Origin of the sequence: Dongia deserti (genome assembly GCF_003574735.1) — a bacterium.
Taxonomy (GTDB): Bacteria; Pseudomonadota; Alphaproteobacteria; order Dongiales; family Dongiaceae; genus Dongia_A; species Dongia_A deserti.
The window spans coordinates 276,294-294,073 of record NZ_QORW01000005.1 but is presented as its reverse complement, the minus strand read 5'-3'; the positions used below and the strand labels follow the sequence as shown (position 1 = coordinate 294,073).

Below are 17,780 nucleotides of genomic sequence, written 5' to 3'. Positions count from 1 at the left end.
GGGATTGATTTGGCCCAACTCGAAGGAGGGGAGTTTCGATGTCTGAGAGCATGGAGAAACTGAAGCTGGCTGAAAAACTGGTGGGCCGGGGGAAGGTTTCGCGCCGCCAGTTCGTCCAGTTGGCGCTTGCCGCCGGGCTCACCGCCGGGGCCGCCGAAACGATGTTCGTGAAAGCCGCGCGCGCCGAACCCAAGAAAGGCGGATTCGCCAAGTTCGGCCTTGCCCACGGCGCAACCACGGATTCGCTCGATCCCGCCGGCTACCCCGATACCGCTACGCAAATTCCGTTCGCCGGCGCCATGTCTAATAACCTGACGGAGGTTGATGCGGACGGCAATATCCACCCGGACGTCGCCGAATCCTTCGAGCCCGGCGACGACGCGGCGACCTGGGTCTTCAAGATCCGCAACGGCATCACCTTCCATAACGGCAAGGGCGTGACTCCCGAAGACGTCATCATTTCGTTCCAGCACCATATGGGCCCGGACTCGAAGTCGGCTGCCAAATCGCTGCTGGCCGATGTCAAAGAGATCAAGGCCGACGGAAAGGACCAAGTCGTGTTTACGCTGACGGGCGCGAACGCGGACTTCCCTTACGTCGCCAGCGAATATCACATCCCGATCATGCCGGCGAAGGACGGCAAGGCCGATTGGCAGTCGGGCGTGCGGACCGGCGCCTATGTCTATGGCGAATATGAACCCGGCGTCCGGGCGCATCTGACCCGGAACCCGAACTATCATAAAACGGCATGGTTTGACGAGGTCGAGTTCCTGACGATCCCCGATGTGACGGCTCGCACCGCGGCGCTGACCGCCGGCCAGCTCCATTGGATCAGCCGTGCGGATCTCAAGACCCTGAACCTGCTGAAGCGTGATCCCAACGTCAATATCGACGAGGTGACCGGCCTCGGCCACTATACGTTCCCAATGCTGGTCGACGCTGCACCGTTCGACAATGTAGACGTGCGGACGGCGCTGAAATATGCGATCAATCGGCAGGACATTGTCGACAAGGTCTTCCTGGGTCACGCCGCGCCGGGCAACGACAATCCGATCGCTCCATCTGTCAAGTTCGCGATCGATCCCGAGCCGAAGCACACCTATGATCCGGAAAAGGCGAAGTTCCACCTGAAGAAGGCGGGAATGGAGAACCTCAAGGTCAATCTGTCGGTGGCGGATGCCGCGTTCAACGGCGCGGTGGATGCCGCCGTGCTCTACCAGCAGCATGCCAAGGCAGCGGGCATTGATATCAACGTCGTGCGCGAACCGAACGACGGCTACTGGGACAATGTGTGGCTGAAGAAGCCCTGGTGCGCCAGCTACTGGGGCGGCCGCCCCACCTGCGATTGGATGTTCACGACGACCTACGCCAAGGGAGCCGCGTGGAACGAGACGAACTTTGCTCATCCACGGTTCAATGAGTTGCTGATCCAGGGGCGAGCCGAGACGGACGAGAAGAAGCGCGCCGCCATCTATGCGGAGATGCAGCAGATTCAGCACGACGAGGGCGGTGCCATCGTCCTCGTCTTCAACAACTACGTCGATGCGTCCTCCAAGAAGCTCGCGCACGGCAAGATCGCGGGCAACTGGGAAGGCGACGGCTTCAAGATCGCCGAGCGCTGGTGGTTCGCATAGCGGTCAGTCACGTGGCCGGCCGGTTTGCCAATGTGCGAGCCGGCCGGTACAGTGAAGGCGACCTTTCCGGACGAGGCTTCGGGAAGGGACATTTTGGCTCTGAAGCAAGGCAATGAATCCAGTTCTGAGGACGATTCTGCAGCGCTTGGGGCTGGGCATCGCGACCCTGTTCGTGGTGTCCATCATCATTTCGCTCACCATCGAAATGCTGCCCGGCGATTTCGCGAGAGCGGTGCTGGGGCAGTCGGCGACGCCTGAGACCGTAGCTGCGTTCCAGCGGGAAATCGGCCTCGACCGCTCCCCGGTCGTGCGCTATTTCAATTGGATCAGCGGCGTGCTGCGCGGTGATTTCGGCGAGTCGTATGCGAGCGCGGGCAGCCTCGCCGGCCATCGCCGGCTGGTCGCCGAGATGATTGGGCCTAGGCTGCTGAACACGCTCTTCCTCGCCGGTGCCGCGGCGTTGATCGCCGTGCCTCTCTCCCTGTTCCTCGGCTTCATGGCCGCGCTCTACCGCAACAGCTTCTTCGACCGGGCAGTCAATGTCGTCAGCTTGACCTCGATCTCGTCGCCGGAATTCTTCCTGGCCTATATCCTGATCATGTTCCTGGCGGTCAAGTTCCCGATTTTCGTATCGCTGGCGAGCATAACGCCGAACATGCCGTTCCTGGACCGATTGCACGCCATTGCGCTGCCCACGCTTACACTTGTGCTGGTGATCGTCGCGCACATGATGCGGATGACCCGCGCGGCTATCATCAACCTACTCGCCAGCCCGTATATCGAGATGAGTCGCCTGAAGGGCGCAAGACCGATGCAGGTCATCTTGCGTCATGCGCTGCCGAATGCCTGGGCGCCGATCGCCAATGTCATCGCGCTCAACCTTGCCTACCTGGTGGTGGGCGTGGTGGTGGTCGAGGTGGTGTTCACCTATCCCGGTATTGGGCAATTGATGGTCGATGCGGTATCGAAACGCGATTTGCCGGTCGTGCAGGGCTGTGCCCTTGTATTCGCCGGGACATACATCCTGCTCAACCTTCTTGCCGACATCGTCACGATCGTCTCCAACCCGAGATTGCTGCATCCGCGATGACCGAGAGCGCGCACACCTCCGATAGACCTGTGGCGGCGGCGCAGCCACTGCCCGGCCGCCGCAGCAGGCGTGCGCGCGTCTGGCGCGTTCTGCGCAAGGCACCCCCAACGGCTTGGTTCGGGTTGATCGTCATCGGCCTGTATCTGTTCGTCGCGGTTGGCGCCCCCTGGCTCGCGCCTTATCCGGAAAGCGAGCTCGTGGGGGGCGCGTTCGAGCCCTGGGGAGGACAGTTCCTTCTCGGCACTGACCAGCTTGGTCGCGACATGCTCTCGCGCCTTATCTACGGCGCGCGCAACACGGTCGGTATCGCGTTCCTGACCACCATGCTGTCGTTTCTGCTGGGCGGCGGGCTGGGCTTGATGGCGGCCATATCGGGCGGCTGGCTCGACCAGGTGCTGGGCCGTGCGGTCGACGTGCTCATGTCCATTCCGCAGCTGATCTTCGCGCTGGTGCTGCTGTCCATCCTCGGTTCCTCGATCGTGAACCTGATCGTCGTCATTGCCGTGCTAGACTCCACGCGCGTGTTCCGGCTGAGCCGATCCGTCGCACAGGGCGTGGTGGTGATGGACTATGTCGAGGCAGCGCGGCTGCGCGGCGAGAAGCTGCCTTGGATCATGCGGCGCGAGATTCTGCCCAACATCATGCCGCCGCTGGTGGCAGAGTTCGGGCTTCGGTTCTGCTTCGTTTTCCTCACCATTAGCGCCCTCTCCTTCCTAGGACTCGGCATCAAGCCGCCGACGGCCGACTGGGGTTCGATGGTGCGGGACAATGCTGCTCTCATCACGTATGGGGACGTCACGCCGCTTTTGCCTGCCGGCGCGATTGCGCTGCTCACGGTCGCGGTGAATTTCGTGGTCGACTGGTTCCTGCACAAGACGAGTGGGCTGCGCGAATGAACGAGACCGCAAAGTCATCGAGGGGCGCCCGCACCAAGGGCGATGTGCTCTTGGAGATCCGCAATTTGCAGATCGAAGGCGAGAGCGACGAGGTCTGGCAGCCGATTGTGCGCGGCGTCGATCTAACACTGAAGCGTGGCGAGGTCCTGGGCCTGATCGGCGAATCCGGAGCGGGCAAGTCCACCATCGGGCTTGCGGCCATGGGATATGCGCGGGGCGGCTGTCGTATTTCGGGTGGCAGCGTCGTCTTCGACGGTATCGACCTGCTGACGGCGAGCGACGAGACGCGTCGCAAACTGCGCGGCACCCGCATCGCTTATGTAGCGCAAAGCGCCGCCGCCTCCTTTAATCCCGCCCATCGCCTGCTGGAGCAGACCATCGAGGCGGAGCTGCGTGAGGGCTTCCGCACAAAAGCAGAGGCCGAGAAGGACGCGATCGAGCTCTATCACCGCCTGCGTCTGCCGAACCCCGAGGAGATCGGCTTCCGGTATCCGCACCAGGTCTCGGGCGGCCAGCTGCAGCGCGCCATGACGGCGATGGCGATGACCTGCCGGCCCGACCTCATCATCTTCGACGAGCCGACCACGGCGCTCGACGTCACGACCCAGGTCGAAGTGCTGGCCGCGATCCGCGATATCGTGGAGCAGTTCCACACCGCCGCAATCTACATCACGCACGATCTGGCGGTGGTGGCGCAGATGGCGGACCGTATCAAGGTGCTGCGCTACGGCAAGTCGGTAGAGGAGGCACCGACGCGCGAGATGCTGACCAGCCCGCGCGAGGAATACACCAGGTCGCTCTGGTCGGTGCGCAAGCTCGGCAAGCAGGAGCAGCCGGGCGGCGAGCCAATCCTGCAGGTGAAGAACGTGACCGCCGCCTACGGCAACGCCGTGCGCGTGCTGAGCGACGTGACGGTGACGGTGCCGCGCGGCCGCACGGTGGCGGTGGTGGGCGAGTCCGGATCGGGAAAGTCCACGCTGGCGCGCGTCATCACCGGCCTGCTGCCACCGATCGAAGGCCAGATCATCTTCAATGGCAAGGCGCTGCCGCGGGCACTGAAGGAGCGCAATGCGGACACGCTACGCCGCATCCAGATGATCTACCAGATGCCGGACACCGCGCTCAATCCGCGCCAGACGGTCTATGAGGTGATCGGCAGGCCGATCGAGTTCTATCGGGGCCTGACCGGCGCCAAGAAAGAGGCGCGTATCAGCGAGCTCATGAAGCTGATCGAGATGGACGACAGCTATGTCGATCGCTTCCCCGGCGAGCTGTCGGGCGGCCAGAAGCAGCGCATCTGCATCGCCCGCGCCCTCGCCGCGGAGCCGGAACTCATCATTTGCGACGAGGTGACCTCGGCGCTCGACCAGATCGTGCAGGAAGGCATCCTGCAGCTGCTCATGCGGCTGCAGCGGGAGCTGGGCGTCTCCTACCTCTTCATCACCCACGACATCGCGACCGTGCGCGCCATCTCGGACGAGATCGTGGTGATGTTCCAGGGCCGCGTGGTGCAGCAAGGGCCGAAGACACAAGTGCTCTCGCCCCCGCACCCACCTTACACGGAGCTGCTGCTGTCCTCCGTGCCGGAGATGGACCCCGACTGGCTGACCAACCTCCTCGCCCGCCGCAAGGCGCAGCCCGAGGCGATGAAAGCGGGCGATCGGTAGTAGCGCGCCGCCATATGGCGACGAAACGCTTTGCCTTGGATCCTCGAACATGAAGCCACTGGCCGAGCGCCGAGGATCTTGCATCGCCTCCAACCGCATTACGGTGGACGGTCAGCGCGTCGGGTTCATGTATCGCGAGTTGCCTGACGATGACACGGATAGCGGCTGGCGTTTCTTTTCGAGCGAAGAAACGCAGGCATATGCCGACGATCCGGCCAACTTCGCGCTCTATGACGTCAACACCATCGCGAACTGCGATCCTGACATCATCAAGTATCTGGACGCTGCAGTCTTCTCCGCGTTTGAGCGCCATCCGGCGACGAACATGTTCGTTCCAACGGCATTTCCTGGATAAGCGGAGAAGCACCGACACCCGCCGGGCCGGTACATCCGCGGCCCGGCGGGGTGTCGGCAGCGGGCGACGATGCGGCGCCCGCTGATACTCACGCCTGCTCTGGCGTCAGATCGACCGACCACAACGCCGCGTCGGCAACGTCGCGCAGCGTGACGGTCATGACGCCGGTGTCGCCGGCGATCTTCACATGGCCGAAAAACTGCAGGCCAGCGGCCGGCGACAGGCCGTCGACGGTGCCGTCGGCCGATTTGGCGTATTTCACGTCCGGCCCAAAGGTCATGTCGAGCTCGTTGGGACCGAAGGTGCCGGCGTGGATCGGGCCGGACACGAACTCCCAGAACGGGTTGAAGTCCTGGAACGCCGCCTTGTTCGGATCATAGTAATGCGCGGCAGTGTAGTGCACGTCGGCGGTTAGCCACACCGTGTTGCGGATCTTCGCCGCCTTCATGAAGGAGAGCAGTTCCGCGAACTCCATCTCGCGGCCCCTGGGCGCGCCGGGCTCGTTGTTGGCGATGCCCTCGAAACCCTTCTTGTTCTCGGCGTCGTTCCAGATCAGCAGCGAGAGCGGCATGTCGGCGGAGATCACTTTCCACGTCGCCTTCGACGCCAGCAGCTCACGTTTCAGCCATTCGATCTGGTCGCGACCGAGGAACACGGTGTTGACGCCGGGTTCGGCCTCCAGATTGCCCCCGTTAGGCCCGCGATAGCGGCGCATGTCGACGAAAAAGACGTCGAGCAACGGCCCGTACGACACTTTGCGATAGACCCGGCCCTGTTCCGCGGCGACAGGTGCGATCGGCATGAATTCGTGGAACGCCCGCGCCGCGCGCGCCGCCAGCAGGCGCACGTTCTTCTCCGTGTAACGGTCGTCGAAGACCTTCGAGTCCGACCAGTTGTTGGTGACCTCATGGTCGTCCCACTGTGCAAGCATCGGCACCTGCGCGTTGAACGCGAGCAGGTTCTGGTCCATGAGATTGTATTTGTACTGAGCGCGGAACTCGGCCAAAGTCTCGGCGACCTTGGCTTTCTCCTCGATCATCACGTTCTTCCATTTGCTGCCGTCGGGCAGGTCGACTTCCGCCGCCAACGGGCCGTCGGCGTAGACGGTGTCGCCGCAATGGATGAAGAAGTCTGGCTGATGCTTCAGCATGGTCGCATAGGCCTTCATGCCGCCGCGGTCGAGATCGATGCCCCAGCCCTGCCCGGCCGTGTCGCCGGACCAGGTGAAGGAGACGTCGCGCAGGCCAGTGGGCGCGGTGCGGAAGCGGCCGCTCACGGGCTCGGAGATGGCATTCGCGTCGGCAAGATCAAAGAAGGTCACGCGGTAGAAGATATCGTGGCCAGCCGGCAGGTTCTCGACCAGCAGCTTGGCGACATAGTCGGTCTCCGGCAGCACATCGACATAGGGCAATGTCCGCGCGTCGCGGAACCCTTCCGTCGTCGCGACCTCGATGATCGCGCGAGCAGGCCGGTCGGCACGCGCCCAGATCACGCCGTGATCCACGCCGACGTCGCCCGCTTGCAGGCCGTGCGTCACCACCGGCCGGGAAACGGCGCGCGAGAGGCGGGGCATGGCGAGGCCGGCCGGGATCATGAGAGCGCCGGCACTGGCGACCTTCAGGAAGGTGCGCCGGGACTTCGGCCGAGAGGACGAGGTGCGAGGCATCGCGACTCTCCTTTGGGGTTCGTGCGGGTCGCGATGCTCGCCGCGAACCATGACGACCAGGAATCAACAGGATTAAGGTTTCGCGAACAAGCCCACACCCTGCCAGGGGACGGTGGCCCGCGCAGCACCGCCGTTTCCGGCACCTCCGGCGGTAGCGGAAGCGGCTGAATTCGCGGGATTTTCCGGGGAATCCTGCCATCCCCGAAAGACCCTCCGGGCGGGGCTTGCCTCAGGGCGATGGCGTCTGTATATACCGCTCGCCCAGAAGTTCCCGACCGGGGCTCATCGCCCCGTTTCATGTGTCGGAGTGTAGCTCAGCCTGGTAGAGCACTGTGTTCGGGACGCAGGGGCCGGAGGTTCGAATCCTCTCACTCCGACCATTCCCTCTGGCTTGATCCCCCTTTCATGCGGAGCCAGCGGGCGCAGTCTTGCGCCAGCAAACGCTCGCGCAGCGGAGAAAATGTCCTTTGTCAAAGGGGGCGAGGGCTGACACGCCTGAGCCATGCTTCCGCGCGCCATCTGTTAGCGCAAGCGGTCGGGTGCTGCTTCGCAGATGACGCTCTGGAAGGGAACAGCCATGTCAGTTCGCGCCGTCGAGAACGACCGCCGCCTGTTGCAACGGTCGCCCGCCGAAGTCTTCGAAGACCATCTGCGTCTCAGGGAGGCTGGCGCCCTCGAGGAGGATCTGCACCGGAACTACGCCGATGATGTGCTGCTCCTGACGTGCAACAGCATCCAGCGCGGCCATGATGGAATCAGGGAATCCGCCCGGCGGCTCAAGGCACAGCTGCCGAATGTTCATTTCCATTTCACGGCGCGCCAAGTCGCCGACCGCTACGCGCTGCTAGTTTGGGGTGCAAGTTCCAACAACTATCGTGTTGGCTGCGGCGTGGATACCTTCGTGATCTGCGATGGGAAGATTCGGGTGCAGACGATCCACTACGACCTCCTGCAGACGTAGACCAAGCCAGCTCGCTCTTTCTCGACACGCATTGCAGAATTTTATCGGTGCATAAAGCGGGCGACGGCGAAGGAGCGCGCTCGGGGGGACGGGCTTCGCCCTCGCCGCCGCCGTGGCTCAGCGATGTGAGGGGGTAAACTTCGCCAGCCACGCCACCACAAGTGGCCAACCAATAACAACTCACAAGCCGGGCAAAGGTTCCGAGCGGCTACACGTCTTCCTTGCGATGGGTGCTCACGGAGCAACGCAAGTTCTTGGTGACTGTTTTGCAGATGGAACAGTCATGAGGTCCTTGCGATGCTACGGGGACAGCAAGAGCTCCTACACCGGCAAGCAGAAGCGCAAAGCCGAGCACTACCACCAAGAGCTACAAGGAACGCGGTGTGTCGGGGAAGCGCGGGTCTGGCCGTGGCAAGACGGCCAGCAATGCCGCTGCACGCACTGGTGGACGCAAGGGCGGCAAAAAAGCCCCAAAGCGCAAGAAGTAACAAGTTTGGCGGAGTTCTTTCATGAAGGCAGTCGTATTCCACGGCATCGGCGACATTCGCATCGAAGACATTGCCGAACCCAAGATCGAGCAGCCGACCGATGCAATCGTCCGGATCACCTCCTCCGCGATCTGCGGGACCGACCTGCATTTCGTGCGTGGCACGGCGAGCGGGGTAAAGCCTGGCACCGTGCTGGGCCACGAAGGGGTTGGGATCGTGGAGAAGCTGGGCGAGATGGTGCGCAACCTGCAGGTCGGCGACCGCGTCGTGATACCGTCCACCATTGCGTGCGGCACATGCTCCTATTGCCGGGCCGGCTATTTCGCGCAATGCGACAACGCCAATCCCAACGGCAAGCGGGCCGGCACGGCGTTCTTCGGCGGGCCGGTCGCAAATGGCGGTTTTCACGGCATGCAGGCGGAGAAGGTGCGCGTTCCCTTCGCCAATGTCGGGCTGGTGAAGCTGCCAGAGGAGATCAGCGACGACCAGGCGATCCTCCTGTCCGACATCTTCCCGACCGGCTATTTCGCCGCCGAGATGGCGGAGATCGAGCCCGGCGACACTGTCGCGGTGTTCGGCTGCGGCCCCGTCGGACAGTTCGCGATCGCCAGCGCCAAGCTGATGCGCGCGGGTCGAATCATCGCTATCGACAACAAGGAGGACCGCCTGACGATGGCGCGGCGCCAGGGCGCCGAGATCGTGAACTTCGACCAGGAAGACCCGGTCAAGACCATCCTGGCGCTGACCGGGGAGATCGGCGTGGATCGTGCGATCGATGCCGTCGGCGTGGATGCGCAGCATGCCCATCACGGGCCGGCGGCCGACGCCGCGCGGAAGGAGGAGGAGAGCTTCGAACGAGAAGTCCAGGAGGTTGCGCCGGAAGCCAATCCCAACGACGAGAACTGGGTGCCGGGCGATGCGCCTTCGCAGGCGCTGCGCTGGGCGATCGACGCGCTGGCGAAGGCAGGGACGCTGTCGATCGTCGGCGTCTATCCGCCGAACGCCACGTCGTTCCCGATCGGCAAGGCGATGAACAAGAACCTCACCCTCAACATGGGGAATTGCCACCACCGGAAGTACATCCCGCTGCTGATCGATCTGGTGCGGACCGGTGCCGTGGACCCGGCGGAGATCCTGACGCAGGCCGAGCCTCTGAGCGGGGCGATCGAGGCCTACGAGGCGTTCGACCGGCGCGACCCGGGCTGGATCAAAGTGGAACTGGTGCCGGCGAGAGCGGCCGAATAACGTCGTGAACAAGCTGCCGGACGCCATGGCTGGCGTCCGGCATTAGAAGGAAATCAGGCGTCGCCCTTCAGCTCACGCATCAGCGCTTCCTTGCGGGCGGTGAGTTCCTGGCCGATCTCGGCCAGGTCCAAGTCGCTCTTGCGGATCTTCGGGAAGATCTGGCCCTCTTCTTCCTTCACGTGGTGCTTGACATATTCGCCCAGGACCTTGACGCGCGCCTCGAACAGATCGTCGTCGGGCGAGGAATCCTCGATCGCCGTGACCAGCTCCTTGATCGAGCCGTGCTCGACTTCCGCCTCGTCCAGAAGATCCTCGTCGCTGCGCATGGCCTCGCGCGCGGCGGGATAGAAGATCTCCTCCTCGATCTGCGCATGGACCGTCAACGCCATGCAGATATGCTTCGCAATGGCCACCTTGCGGTCTTTCGATAGCCGACCGCCTTCGAACTTTGCGACCAGGTCCGAGACTTCCTTGTGGTCCGCCTTCAGGAGCTTCAGCGCATCATTCTTTCCGCCGGTCGTGCGCTTGCGTGCGGCACTCCTCCGGCGGTTCGCGGTCGTGTGCTTTGCGGCAGTCGGCATGGGGCTCTCCATGTGTTGAAGAACAGGCCCTGGAGAACAAGCCTCCTGCATGGTTGGTTCCTGCGATGTTGTTCCGGCGCGATGGCTCGCTCTACGCCGCGCGGCGGTTCTTCTCGCCGGCGAAGGCGCTGAGGCCCAGCCATTGCTGCATGGAGCGCGCGAGCGCCCTATCTCCCGAGAGTTCGAGGCGGCCGGCATCGAGCTCCGCCTGGACAGTGGTCAGGCCCATCCAGATCATGGTCATGGCGCGTAGCGAGCACTCGACGAAGAGATCGACCTCGTAGCCAGGATCGACTTGGCAGAGATCGACGAGGTTGTTCTCGATCACCAGCCAATAACGCTGGCGCGAGGATGGCAGCTCCGGGAATTGGAACTGTATGGTGGAGCGCCTCGGCGAAATGGGAGTAACGTTCAGGCTTCGCCGCATGTCCCACATCAGCAGGGACGGATCGAGATTCTTCAGTGACAGTTGCGTCTCCACCCAGCGCTGCCCCCAGGTGCCCAGGGACATGACGATCGGGCGCAGCTCTTGCCCAGCCCCCGTCAGATGATACTCGACGATGCCAGGCTGGGCTGTCGGCCGCGTCTCCACGACGCCGGCCTGCTCGAGCTCCTTCAGGCGTTTTGACAGCAGGGTAGGCGACATACGCGGCACGCCGCGCCGAATGTCATTGAACCGCGTGCTGCCGCATAGCAGCTCACGCAGGATAAGCGGTGTCCACCGCGCGCACACAACCTCCGCCGCCATCGCGACGGGGCAAAACTGCCCGTAACCTCCGACCTGGTCCATGGCTCTCTCCCCTTCGTGCAAACTTCCACGTATTATGCCCAGGTTGCCACCAAATGCCACTCCAGATTCTGGACTGGTTTCACGCAGGGCTGCAGAAGTCCACTCGATTGGTTTCGAATTTCGCTTGTTTTTCAGTTAGTTGGTCAGGGAGTTCTGCCCCGCCATCAGACCGCTACAGATCCTGAACTAGATTGCGAAGGGCCACAGCGCGATGATTCGGCCCGTGGGCGTCGAGGTATCGATTTGAGGAGAGCACCAATGTCAGTCGTGGAATTGAAGACCCAGCCGGTGGTGGAGGATCTGGTCGCCGTGGCACGGCACCTGGGGCAGGATTTCGCCCAGCGCGCCGCGGAGATGGATGAGACCGACACTTTTGTCGGGGAAAACTATGAAGCATTGAAGTCCGCCGGGCTAGTCGAGGCCGGCGTGCCAAAGGAACTCGGTGGTGGCGGGCACGATGTGGATGCGCTGGCGACCATGCTGCGCGAGCTGGCGCATCATTGCAGTTCAACCGCCCTCGCCTTTGCCATGCATACGCACCAGGTGGCGATTCCCGCCTGGCGCTGGGTGCACCAGAAGGCGCCCGTGGAGCCGCTGCTGAAACGCGTGGCGGCCGAACGCATCATCCTGCTGACCAGCGGCGGGTCGGACTGGATCGCCGGCTCGGGCAAGGCGGAGAAGGTTGAGGGCGGCTATCGCATTACTGCACGCAAGATCTTCTCTTCCGGTGCGCCTGCCGGCAACCTGCTGATGACGAGTGCTGTCTGGGACAGTTCGGACGAAGGGCCGCAGGTACTACATTTCGGTGTCCCGATGACTTCGCCCAACGTGCGTATCATTCCGGTGTGGAAGACGCTCGGCATGCGCGCCACCGGCTCGCATGACGTGCTGATCGACGGGCATGTGGTGCCGGACTCCGCCGTCGCGCTGAAGCGCAAGGCCGGTGAGTGGCATCTGGTATTCCATACCATTGCGATGATCGCCTTCCCGTTGATCTACGCCGTCTATCTCGGCGTGGCGGAGAGCGCGCGCGATATCGCGCTGGAGCTGGCACGCAAGCGCCGGCCGGATCCGCATACCACCGAGTTGGCGGGCAAGATGGAGACCGAGCTGCGCGGCGCGCAACTGGCACACGCTGCCATGCTGGCGGCCGTGCGCAGCAACAAGCCCGGACCGGAAACCACCAACGAGGTTATGATCGGCCGCAGCCTGGTTGCCAGCCACGCCATTGCCACCGTCGAGCTGGCAATGGAGGCGGCCGGCGGCGCGGCTTTCTATCGCGCAGCAGGATTGGAGCGGCGTTTCCGCGACATCCAGGGCGCACGCTATCACCCGCTGCAAAGCGGGCCTCAGGCGGCCTTTGCAGGCAGCATCGCGCTTGGTTTGCCGACCAATCGGGTATTTTGAGGCCCATAGAGGCGAAAGCGGGAAGCACTTTGCTTCCCGCTCTCTCCTAATCGTGGTCGTAGTCGCGGTCGTAGTAGTAGTAATAACCGCCGTCGCCGTAGATCAGATCATCGCGATCGACGGGGACTGCCCGATACGTCGGGCGGGTATAGACCACCCTCTCGTCGTCATCATCGTCGACATAGTAGCGGTCTTCATAAGAAGGCGTGCGATACACGACATCATGATCATAATTGCGGTCGGACCTGGTACCGCCACATGCGGCCACGGTTGTTCCGGTAATGACGAGTGTCAGAAGCGCAAGCAGCTTCATGGCAAGCTCCTTTAGTCAGAATAGTGGCAGCGCGTTACTCGGTTCGCGCTTCAGTCAGGGTCGCAGTAGTAGTAGCCGTCGCCGCCGTAGATCAGATCATCACAAGCCGCAGGCACCGCCCGGTATGATGGGCGGACATATACCACCTCATCATCGTCGTAGCGATCTGCGGTGGCCCCATAGGCCGGCACGCGGTACATGACCTCGGCTTCGTTGCGGAGGGCGTCATGCGCCCCGCTGCATCCGACTACTGCAGTTCCTGCAAGGAGGAGCGTGAAGAGCGGAAGAAGCCTCATGGCAACCTCCCTAGTCAGTGTAATAGTAGTAGCGAGTTACTGGCCCGGTCGTGAAGGTCCGCTGGTAAACTGGCCGAGTGGTGACAGTTGCGTAACTTGGATCTGAGCTGATCACGCGATAGGCCGGTACCACTCGCTGATAGTAGACCCGCTCCTGATAGACCGGCGTCCGGTCCACGTAGACGACTTCCCGTTCTCTCGTCGGCTCGACGTTCTGCGACCGGTAGGCAACCACATGGTCATTGCTCTTCCCCGTTCGCGTCGGGACTGTGCCACACCCGGCGATCAGAGCGCCGGCAAGCAGACCGACCAGCACTTTTGAGAAGATGTTCATCGCCTTTAACTCCTTGTCGCCAAGCTCCCGTGCATAAACAGATGGCGCGACTATTCGTCCCCACCTCGACCGTGGTAGGCTCGGATGATTAAGATGCGCGCGGCTCATCATGGGTGGCGCTGCGTCATGTCCTTCGATCTCCTGAATTCATTGGGCGAAATGGTTTCGACCGAGCCGGCCGTGCTGGAGAAGCACGCCTGCGATTGGTCCAACGTGAACCGGCAGAGGCCGCTTGCCGTGTTGCGTCCCCGCTCGGTCGCGGAGGTATCGGCGGCGCTTAGCTTGTGCCATGAGGCCGGACTCGGCGTGGTACCGCAGGGCGGATTGACGGGCCTTGCGGGTGGCGCGACACCGCAGGCCGGCCAAGTCGTGCTCTCGCTCGAGCGGCTGAGGGGCATCGAGGAAATTGATCCCGACAGCGCGACCATAATCCTGCTGGCCGGCACGCCTCTAGAGACGGCCCAGAAGGCCGCCGAGGAAGCGGGGCTCTACCTCGCCCTCGATATCGGTTCCCGCGGCTCCTGTCAGATCGGTGGCAACATCGCGACCAACGCCGGCGGCAACCATGTCATCCGCTATGGCATGGCACGGGCGCAGGTGCTGGGCCTCGAGACGGTGCTGGCCGACGGCACGATCCTGACCTCGCTCACCAAGGTGATGAAGAACAATGCCGGCTATGATCTCAATCAGCTCTTCATCGGCTCGGAAGGAACGCTCGGGATTGTGACCCGCGTAGTGCTGCGGCTCTATCCGCGGCCGCGCTGCAAGAGCACGGCGCTGATCGCCACGAGTGGCTATGACGCGACCGTTCGTCTGCTGCGGCGATTGCAGCGCGAGCTAGGCGAAGTCAGCGCATTCGAGGCCATGTGGCCGGATTTCTATCGCTATGTGACGGACCATCCCGCGGCCGGCACCAAGCCGATGGTGGACACGCATCCCTTCTATGCCCTCACCGAGTTTCAGGGCAGCGACCCGGACCGCGACGGCGCGCGCTTGGAGGAATGCCTCGCCGCAGCAATCGAGGCTGGTGATGCGCTGGATGCGCTGATCGCACAGTCGGAGCGCGAGGTGCGCAGTTTCTGGACGATCCGCGAAGGCGAAGCGTTGGACCAGCTGCCCTATCTCATCAATTTCGACGTGAGCGCGCCGACCGCGCAGCTGGGTGGGCTGGCAGATCAACTCAAGGCGAAGCTCTCGACGCGCTGGCCGGGCGGGCTCTTCTTCGTTTATGGCCATATCGGCGACGGCAACATTCATTTGTCGGCATGGGTCGGCGAAACGCTCGAACAGGTGGCGCATGAAATGGACGAACTCGTCTACGACGAAGTGCGCCGGATCGGCGGCAGCATCTCCGCCGAGCACGGCATCGGCACCCTGAAGCGCGCCTATCTCGACCACAGCCGCTCCGCAGCCGAGATCGACGTGATGCGCCGCATCAAAGCGGCGCTCGATCCCAAGGGCATCCTCAATCCTGGCAAGGTGATCTGAATGCAGTCCATCTGCTCCATTTCCGTCGTCGGCTGCCATGCCGAAGGCGAGGTCGGCGATGTGATCACTGGCGGCGTGCTACCGCCGGCGGGTGCGACGATGTACGAGAAGATGCGCACGATGGAGCACGCGCACGACCATATCCGCAAGCTGCTGATGTGCGAGCCGCGCGGGTCGGTGGCGCGACATCTCAATTTCATCGTGCCGGCGACGCGGCCGGACTGCGATTTCGGCGTGATCATCATGGAGCCCACGGAATACGTGCCGATGTCGGGCTCCAACCTCATCTGCATCGTCACCGTGGCGCTGGAGACCGGCATCGTGCCGATGCGCGAACCAGCCACCGAGGTCACGGTCGATACGCCGGCGGGTCCGGTCGAGGCCGTCGCCACATGCCGCGACGGCAAGTGCCAGTCGGTCGAGTTCGGCAACGTGCCATGCTTCGTCGACAAGCTGGATGTGACTATCGAGATCGCCGGCATCGGATCGGTCACCCTCGACGTTGCCTATGGCGGCATGTTCTATGCGATCGTGGATGCGGCGAAGCTCGGCTACGCGATCACGCCCGACGAAGCGCGAGACCTAGCGGTGCTGGGCGAGAAGGTGCGCCTGGCGGCGCGTGAACAGTTGAAAGTCGTGCATCCGGAAAATCCCGGCATCGCCGGGGTCTCGATTGTGCAACTCAACCGCCCGTTCGAAGGTGTCGGCAAGGTGACGCGCAACACCTGCATCGTGGCGCCTGGGCGCTCCGACCGCAGTCCGACGGGCACCGGCACTTGCGCGCGCATGGCAGTCCTGCACGCGCGCGGGCAGATGAAGGTCGGCGATCACATGTACCACGAGAGCATCATCGGCTCGCGCTTCAAGGGCACCATCGCCGGCCAGACCACGATCGCCGGCCGGCCCGCTATCCTGCCCCGCATCGAGGGCCGCGCCTGGATCACCGGCTTCCACACCTACTGCCTGGACGCCAACGACCCCTATCCACAGGGCTACCTGGTCGCCGATAGCTGGGGCGTGACGGGGAGGATGCAGCAGTAGCACGACGCATCAGCGCCTTGCAGTCGGCTTGACGGGCGATGGCTCATCCCTGTATTATTCATATATGAATAAACCGAACACGCGGAACCAACACGGCATAAGTGGCAAGGACGATCGTCAGCTGATGTTCTCCCTGATCAACGCGGGGCGGGCGATCGAGCAGAGCCTGGAGGAAGCCTTGACACCGATTGGGCTGTCGCTCGCGAAGTTCGGCGCTTTGACGCATCTCGTCGAAGCGGGTGAGCCGCTCAGCCTGAGCGAATGCGCGAAAAAAATGACCTGCGTGCGCTCCAACATCACGCAGCTCATGGATCGGCTCGAGGCGGACGGGCTAGTGCGGCGCATCAAGGACCCGCAGGACCGCCGGACCGTGAAGGCAGCGCTGACGCGGCTCGGCCGCGAGCGTCAGAGCGCGGGCGCGAAGGAAGTGGCGAGGGTGCAAGCCGAACTTCGCAAAACGCTCGACGGCATCAATCAAGGCGCGCTGCGCCGCGCCCTTTCAGCGATCATGTAGTTTTGGCGAGAAGGCACAGGCTGGTCGCAGGACAGATCGAGAGGGGAAGGAATCGATGTTCATCGTGCTTTTGAGTTTTTCGGACAACAACAGCAAAGCCGGCCAATTCATGGACGGCCACAAAGAGTGGCTCAAACGCGGTTTTGATGATGGCGTGTTTCTGTTGGCCGGCAGCCTTCAGCCCAATCGGGGTGGCGGCATTGTGGCCCACAATACATCGCTGCCGGATCTGCAAAGCCGCGTAAACGATGATCCTTTCGTGGCGGAGAACGTGGTGACGGCCGAAATCCTCGAGATCACGCCATCAAGAGCCGATGCACGGCTGCAGTTTCTGCTCAACTAGCGCAAGCAGGAGGGCTGACATATGAGTGCAACGATCGCGGGGCCAGATGGGAAGTCACGGTGTCGCTGGTGCGCTGCCGCCCCGGGGTTTCTGGCCTATCACGACATCGAATGGGGCTTTCCCGTCGACAGCGATCGGCGCCTGTTCGAGAAGTTGTGCCTGGAGGGCTTTCAATCCGGACTGAGCTGGCGCACGATCCTCGCCAAGCGGGAGAACTTCCGGGCCGCCTTCCATGGCTTCGATTTCGACAAGATCGCGCGCTTCACCGAGCGCGACGTAGCCCGCCTGCTGAAGGACGAAGGGATCGTCCGCCACCGCGGCAAGATCGAGGCGGTCATCAACAATGCGCGGCGAGCCCGCGAGCTCGTCAAACAGGAAGGCTCGTTGGCAGCCTTTTTCTGGGGTTACGAACCGGACCCAAAACAGCACGCGAAGCCGCAAACCGCGTCGACCTCTGCGGAGGCGATCGCTCTTTCGAAAGACCTCAAGAAGCGGGGTTGGCAATTCGTCGGGCCGACGACCGTCTATGCGTTCATGCAGGCCATGGGCCTGATCAACGATCATGTCGAAGACTGCGTGATCCGAAGCAAGGTCGCGCGGGCGCGCAAAAGCTTCCGGCGCCCGGGAGCGCTGGCGTCCTAGCCGACGCGGCTTACCGCGGCGTCATGGGG

General features: G+C 63.0%; 19 protein-coding genes and 1 tRNA gene. 14 read left to right on the top strand and 6 right to left on the bottom strand.

Translation table 11 applies throughout. The annotated features are described in order from the left end of the window. The first annotated feature begins 38 nt into the window (after positions 1-38). The 5 genes from DTX69_RS10160 (at position 39) to DTX69_RS10140 (ending at position 5,642) form a co-directional block, all read left to right on the top strand. Positions 39-1,634, top strand: coding sequence for an ABC transporter substrate-binding protein (locus tag DTX69_RS10160; protein ID WP_284735673.1), 1,596 nt, complete (start codon positions 39-41; stop codon positions 1,632-1,634). Positions 1,635-1,746: 112 nt separating this feature from the next. Beyond that, positions 1,747-2,724, top strand: coding sequence for an ABC transporter permease (locus DTX69_RS10155; protein WP_119301412.1), 978 nt, complete (start codon positions 1,747-1,749; stop codon positions 2,722-2,724). Continuing rightward, positions 2,721-3,620: an ABC transporter permease gene (locus tag DTX69_RS10150; RefSeq protein WP_119301411.1), complete on the top strand. Its 900-nt coding sequence runs from the start codon at positions 2,721-2,723 to the stop codon at positions 3,618-3,620. Before DTX69_RS10155 ends, DTX69_RS10150 begins: the two co-directional genes overlap by 4 nt. Beyond that, positions 3,617-5,287 (top strand): ABC transporter ATP-binding protein, encoded by a 1,671-nt coding sequence (locus tag DTX69_RS10145; protein ID WP_119301410.1) that lies wholly within the window; start codon positions 3,617-3,619, stop codon positions 5,285-5,287. Before DTX69_RS10150 ends, DTX69_RS10145 begins: the two co-directional genes overlap by 4 nt. Before the next feature lie 49 nt (positions 5,288-5,336). Further along, positions 5,337-5,642 carry a DUF2185 domain-containing protein gene (locus tag DTX69_RS10140; RefSeq protein ID WP_119301409.1) on the top strand — a complete coding sequence of 102 codons (306 nt, stop codon included), beginning with the start codon at positions 5,337-5,339 and terminating at the stop codon, positions 5,640-5,642. An 88-nt stretch (positions 5,643-5,730) separates the two neighbouring features. On the opposite strand, the gene DTX69_RS10135 is transcribed toward DTX69_RS10140, so the two are convergent. Next, the gene (locus DTX69_RS10135) at positions 5,731-7,308 is read right to left on the bottom strand and encodes an alkaline phosphatase D family protein (protein ID WP_284735672.1); all 1,578 of its coding nucleotides are present in this window, start codon (positions 7,306-7,308) and stop codon (positions 5,731-5,733) included. Between the two features lie 303 nt (positions 7,309-7,611). On the opposite strand from DTX69_RS10135, the gene DTX69_RS10130 reads away from it, so the two are divergent. From DTX69_RS10130 to DTX69_RS10115, 3 genes are all read left to right on the top strand, one after another. Beyond that, positions 7,612-7,688 (top strand) — tRNA-Pro (locus DTX69_RS10130). Between the two features lie 197 nt (positions 7,689-7,885). Then, a complete protein-coding gene (locus DTX69_RS10125; RefSeq protein ID WP_162917054.1) occupies positions 7,886-8,269 on the top strand; it encodes a nuclear transport factor 2 family protein in 384 nt (127 codons plus the stop codon). A gap of 509 nt (positions 8,270-8,778) precedes the next feature. Further along, positions 8,779-10,002, top strand: coding sequence for a zinc-dependent alcohol dehydrogenase (locus tag DTX69_RS10115; RefSeq protein WP_119301407.1), 1,224 nt, complete (start codon positions 8,779-8,781; stop codon positions 10,000-10,002). Between the two features lie 53 nt (positions 10,003-10,055). Here DTX69_RS10115 and DTX69_RS10110 read toward each other — a convergent pair whose 3' ends face one another. Continuing rightward, positions 10,056-10,583 (bottom strand): hemerythrin domain-containing protein, encoded by a 528-nt coding sequence (locus tag DTX69_RS10110; protein WP_119301476.1) that lies wholly within the window; start codon positions 10,581-10,583, stop codon positions 10,056-10,058. A 91-nt stretch (positions 10,584-10,674) separates the two neighbouring features. Further along, on the bottom strand, positions 10,675-11,373 hold the full coding sequence (locus DTX69_RS10105) for a winged helix-turn-helix transcriptional regulator (RefSeq protein WP_119301406.1): 699 nt from the start codon (positions 11,371-11,373) through the stop codon (positions 10,675-10,677). 258 nt (positions 11,374-11,631) lie between these two features. Here DTX69_RS10105 and DTX69_RS10100 point away from each other — a divergent pair, with 258 nt between their 5' ends. Further along, positions 11,632-12,780 carry an acyl-CoA dehydrogenase family protein gene (locus tag DTX69_RS10100; RefSeq protein WP_119301405.1) on the top strand — a complete coding sequence of 383 codons (1,149 nt, stop codon included), beginning with the start codon at positions 11,632-11,634 and terminating at the stop codon, positions 12,778-12,780. Positions 12,781-12,826: 46 nt separating this feature from the next. Here the strand turns inward: DTX69_RS10100 and DTX69_RS10095 are convergent, their stop codons facing one another. From DTX69_RS10095 to DTX69_RS10085, 3 genes are read right to left on the bottom strand one after another with little or no spacing between them, the layout of a single operon-like run. Beyond that, entirely contained in the window at positions 12,827-13,093 is a 267-nt protein-coding gene (locus DTX69_RS10095; protein WP_119301404.1) for a hypothetical protein, read from the bottom strand. Between the two features lie 50 nt (positions 13,094-13,143). Next, on the bottom strand, positions 13,144-13,389 hold the full coding sequence (locus DTX69_RS10090) for a hypothetical protein (RefSeq protein WP_119301403.1): 246 nt from the start codon (positions 13,387-13,389) through the stop codon (positions 13,144-13,146). Between the two features lie 10 nt (positions 13,390-13,399). After that, complete coding sequence (locus DTX69_RS10085) at positions 13,400-13,723, bottom strand: hypothetical protein (protein WP_162917053.1); 324 nt, start codon at positions 13,721-13,723, stop codon at positions 13,400-13,402. 126 nt (positions 13,724-13,849) lie between these two features. Between DTX69_RS10085 and DTX69_RS10080 the strand changes: the two genes are divergently transcribed. The 5 genes from DTX69_RS10080 to DTX69_RS10060 are packed head-to-tail and all read left to right on the top strand — an operon-like array spanning position 13,850 to position 17,751. Next, complete coding sequence (locus DTX69_RS10080) at positions 13,850-15,211, top strand: FAD-binding oxidoreductase (RefSeq protein ID WP_119301401.1); 1,362 nt, start codon at positions 13,850-13,852, stop codon at positions 15,209-15,211. Then, positions 15,212-16,252, top strand: coding sequence for a proline racemase family protein (locus tag DTX69_RS10075; RefSeq protein ID WP_119301400.1), 1,041 nt, complete (start codon positions 15,212-15,214; stop codon positions 16,250-16,252). It abuts the gene before it with no gap. A gap of 28 nt (positions 16,253-16,280) precedes the next feature. Further along, the gene (locus DTX69_RS10070) at positions 16,281-16,766 is read left to right on the top strand and encodes a MarR family winged helix-turn-helix transcriptional regulator (RefSeq protein ID WP_284735671.1); all 486 of its coding nucleotides are present in this window, start codon (positions 16,281-16,283) and stop codon (positions 16,764-16,766) included. Positions 16,767-16,821: 55 nt separating this feature from the next. Then, the gene (locus tag DTX69_RS10065) at positions 16,822-17,109 is read left to right on the top strand and encodes a YciI family protein (protein ID WP_119301398.1); all 288 of its coding nucleotides are present in this window, start codon (positions 16,822-16,824) and stop codon (positions 17,107-17,109) included. A 21-nt stretch (positions 17,110-17,130) separates the two neighbouring features. After that, positions 17,131-17,751, top strand: coding sequence for a DNA-3-methyladenine glycosylase I (locus DTX69_RS10060; protein ID WP_119301397.1), 621 nt, complete (start codon positions 17,131-17,133; stop codon positions 17,749-17,751). Positions 17,752-17,780: the final 29 nt, after the last annotated feature.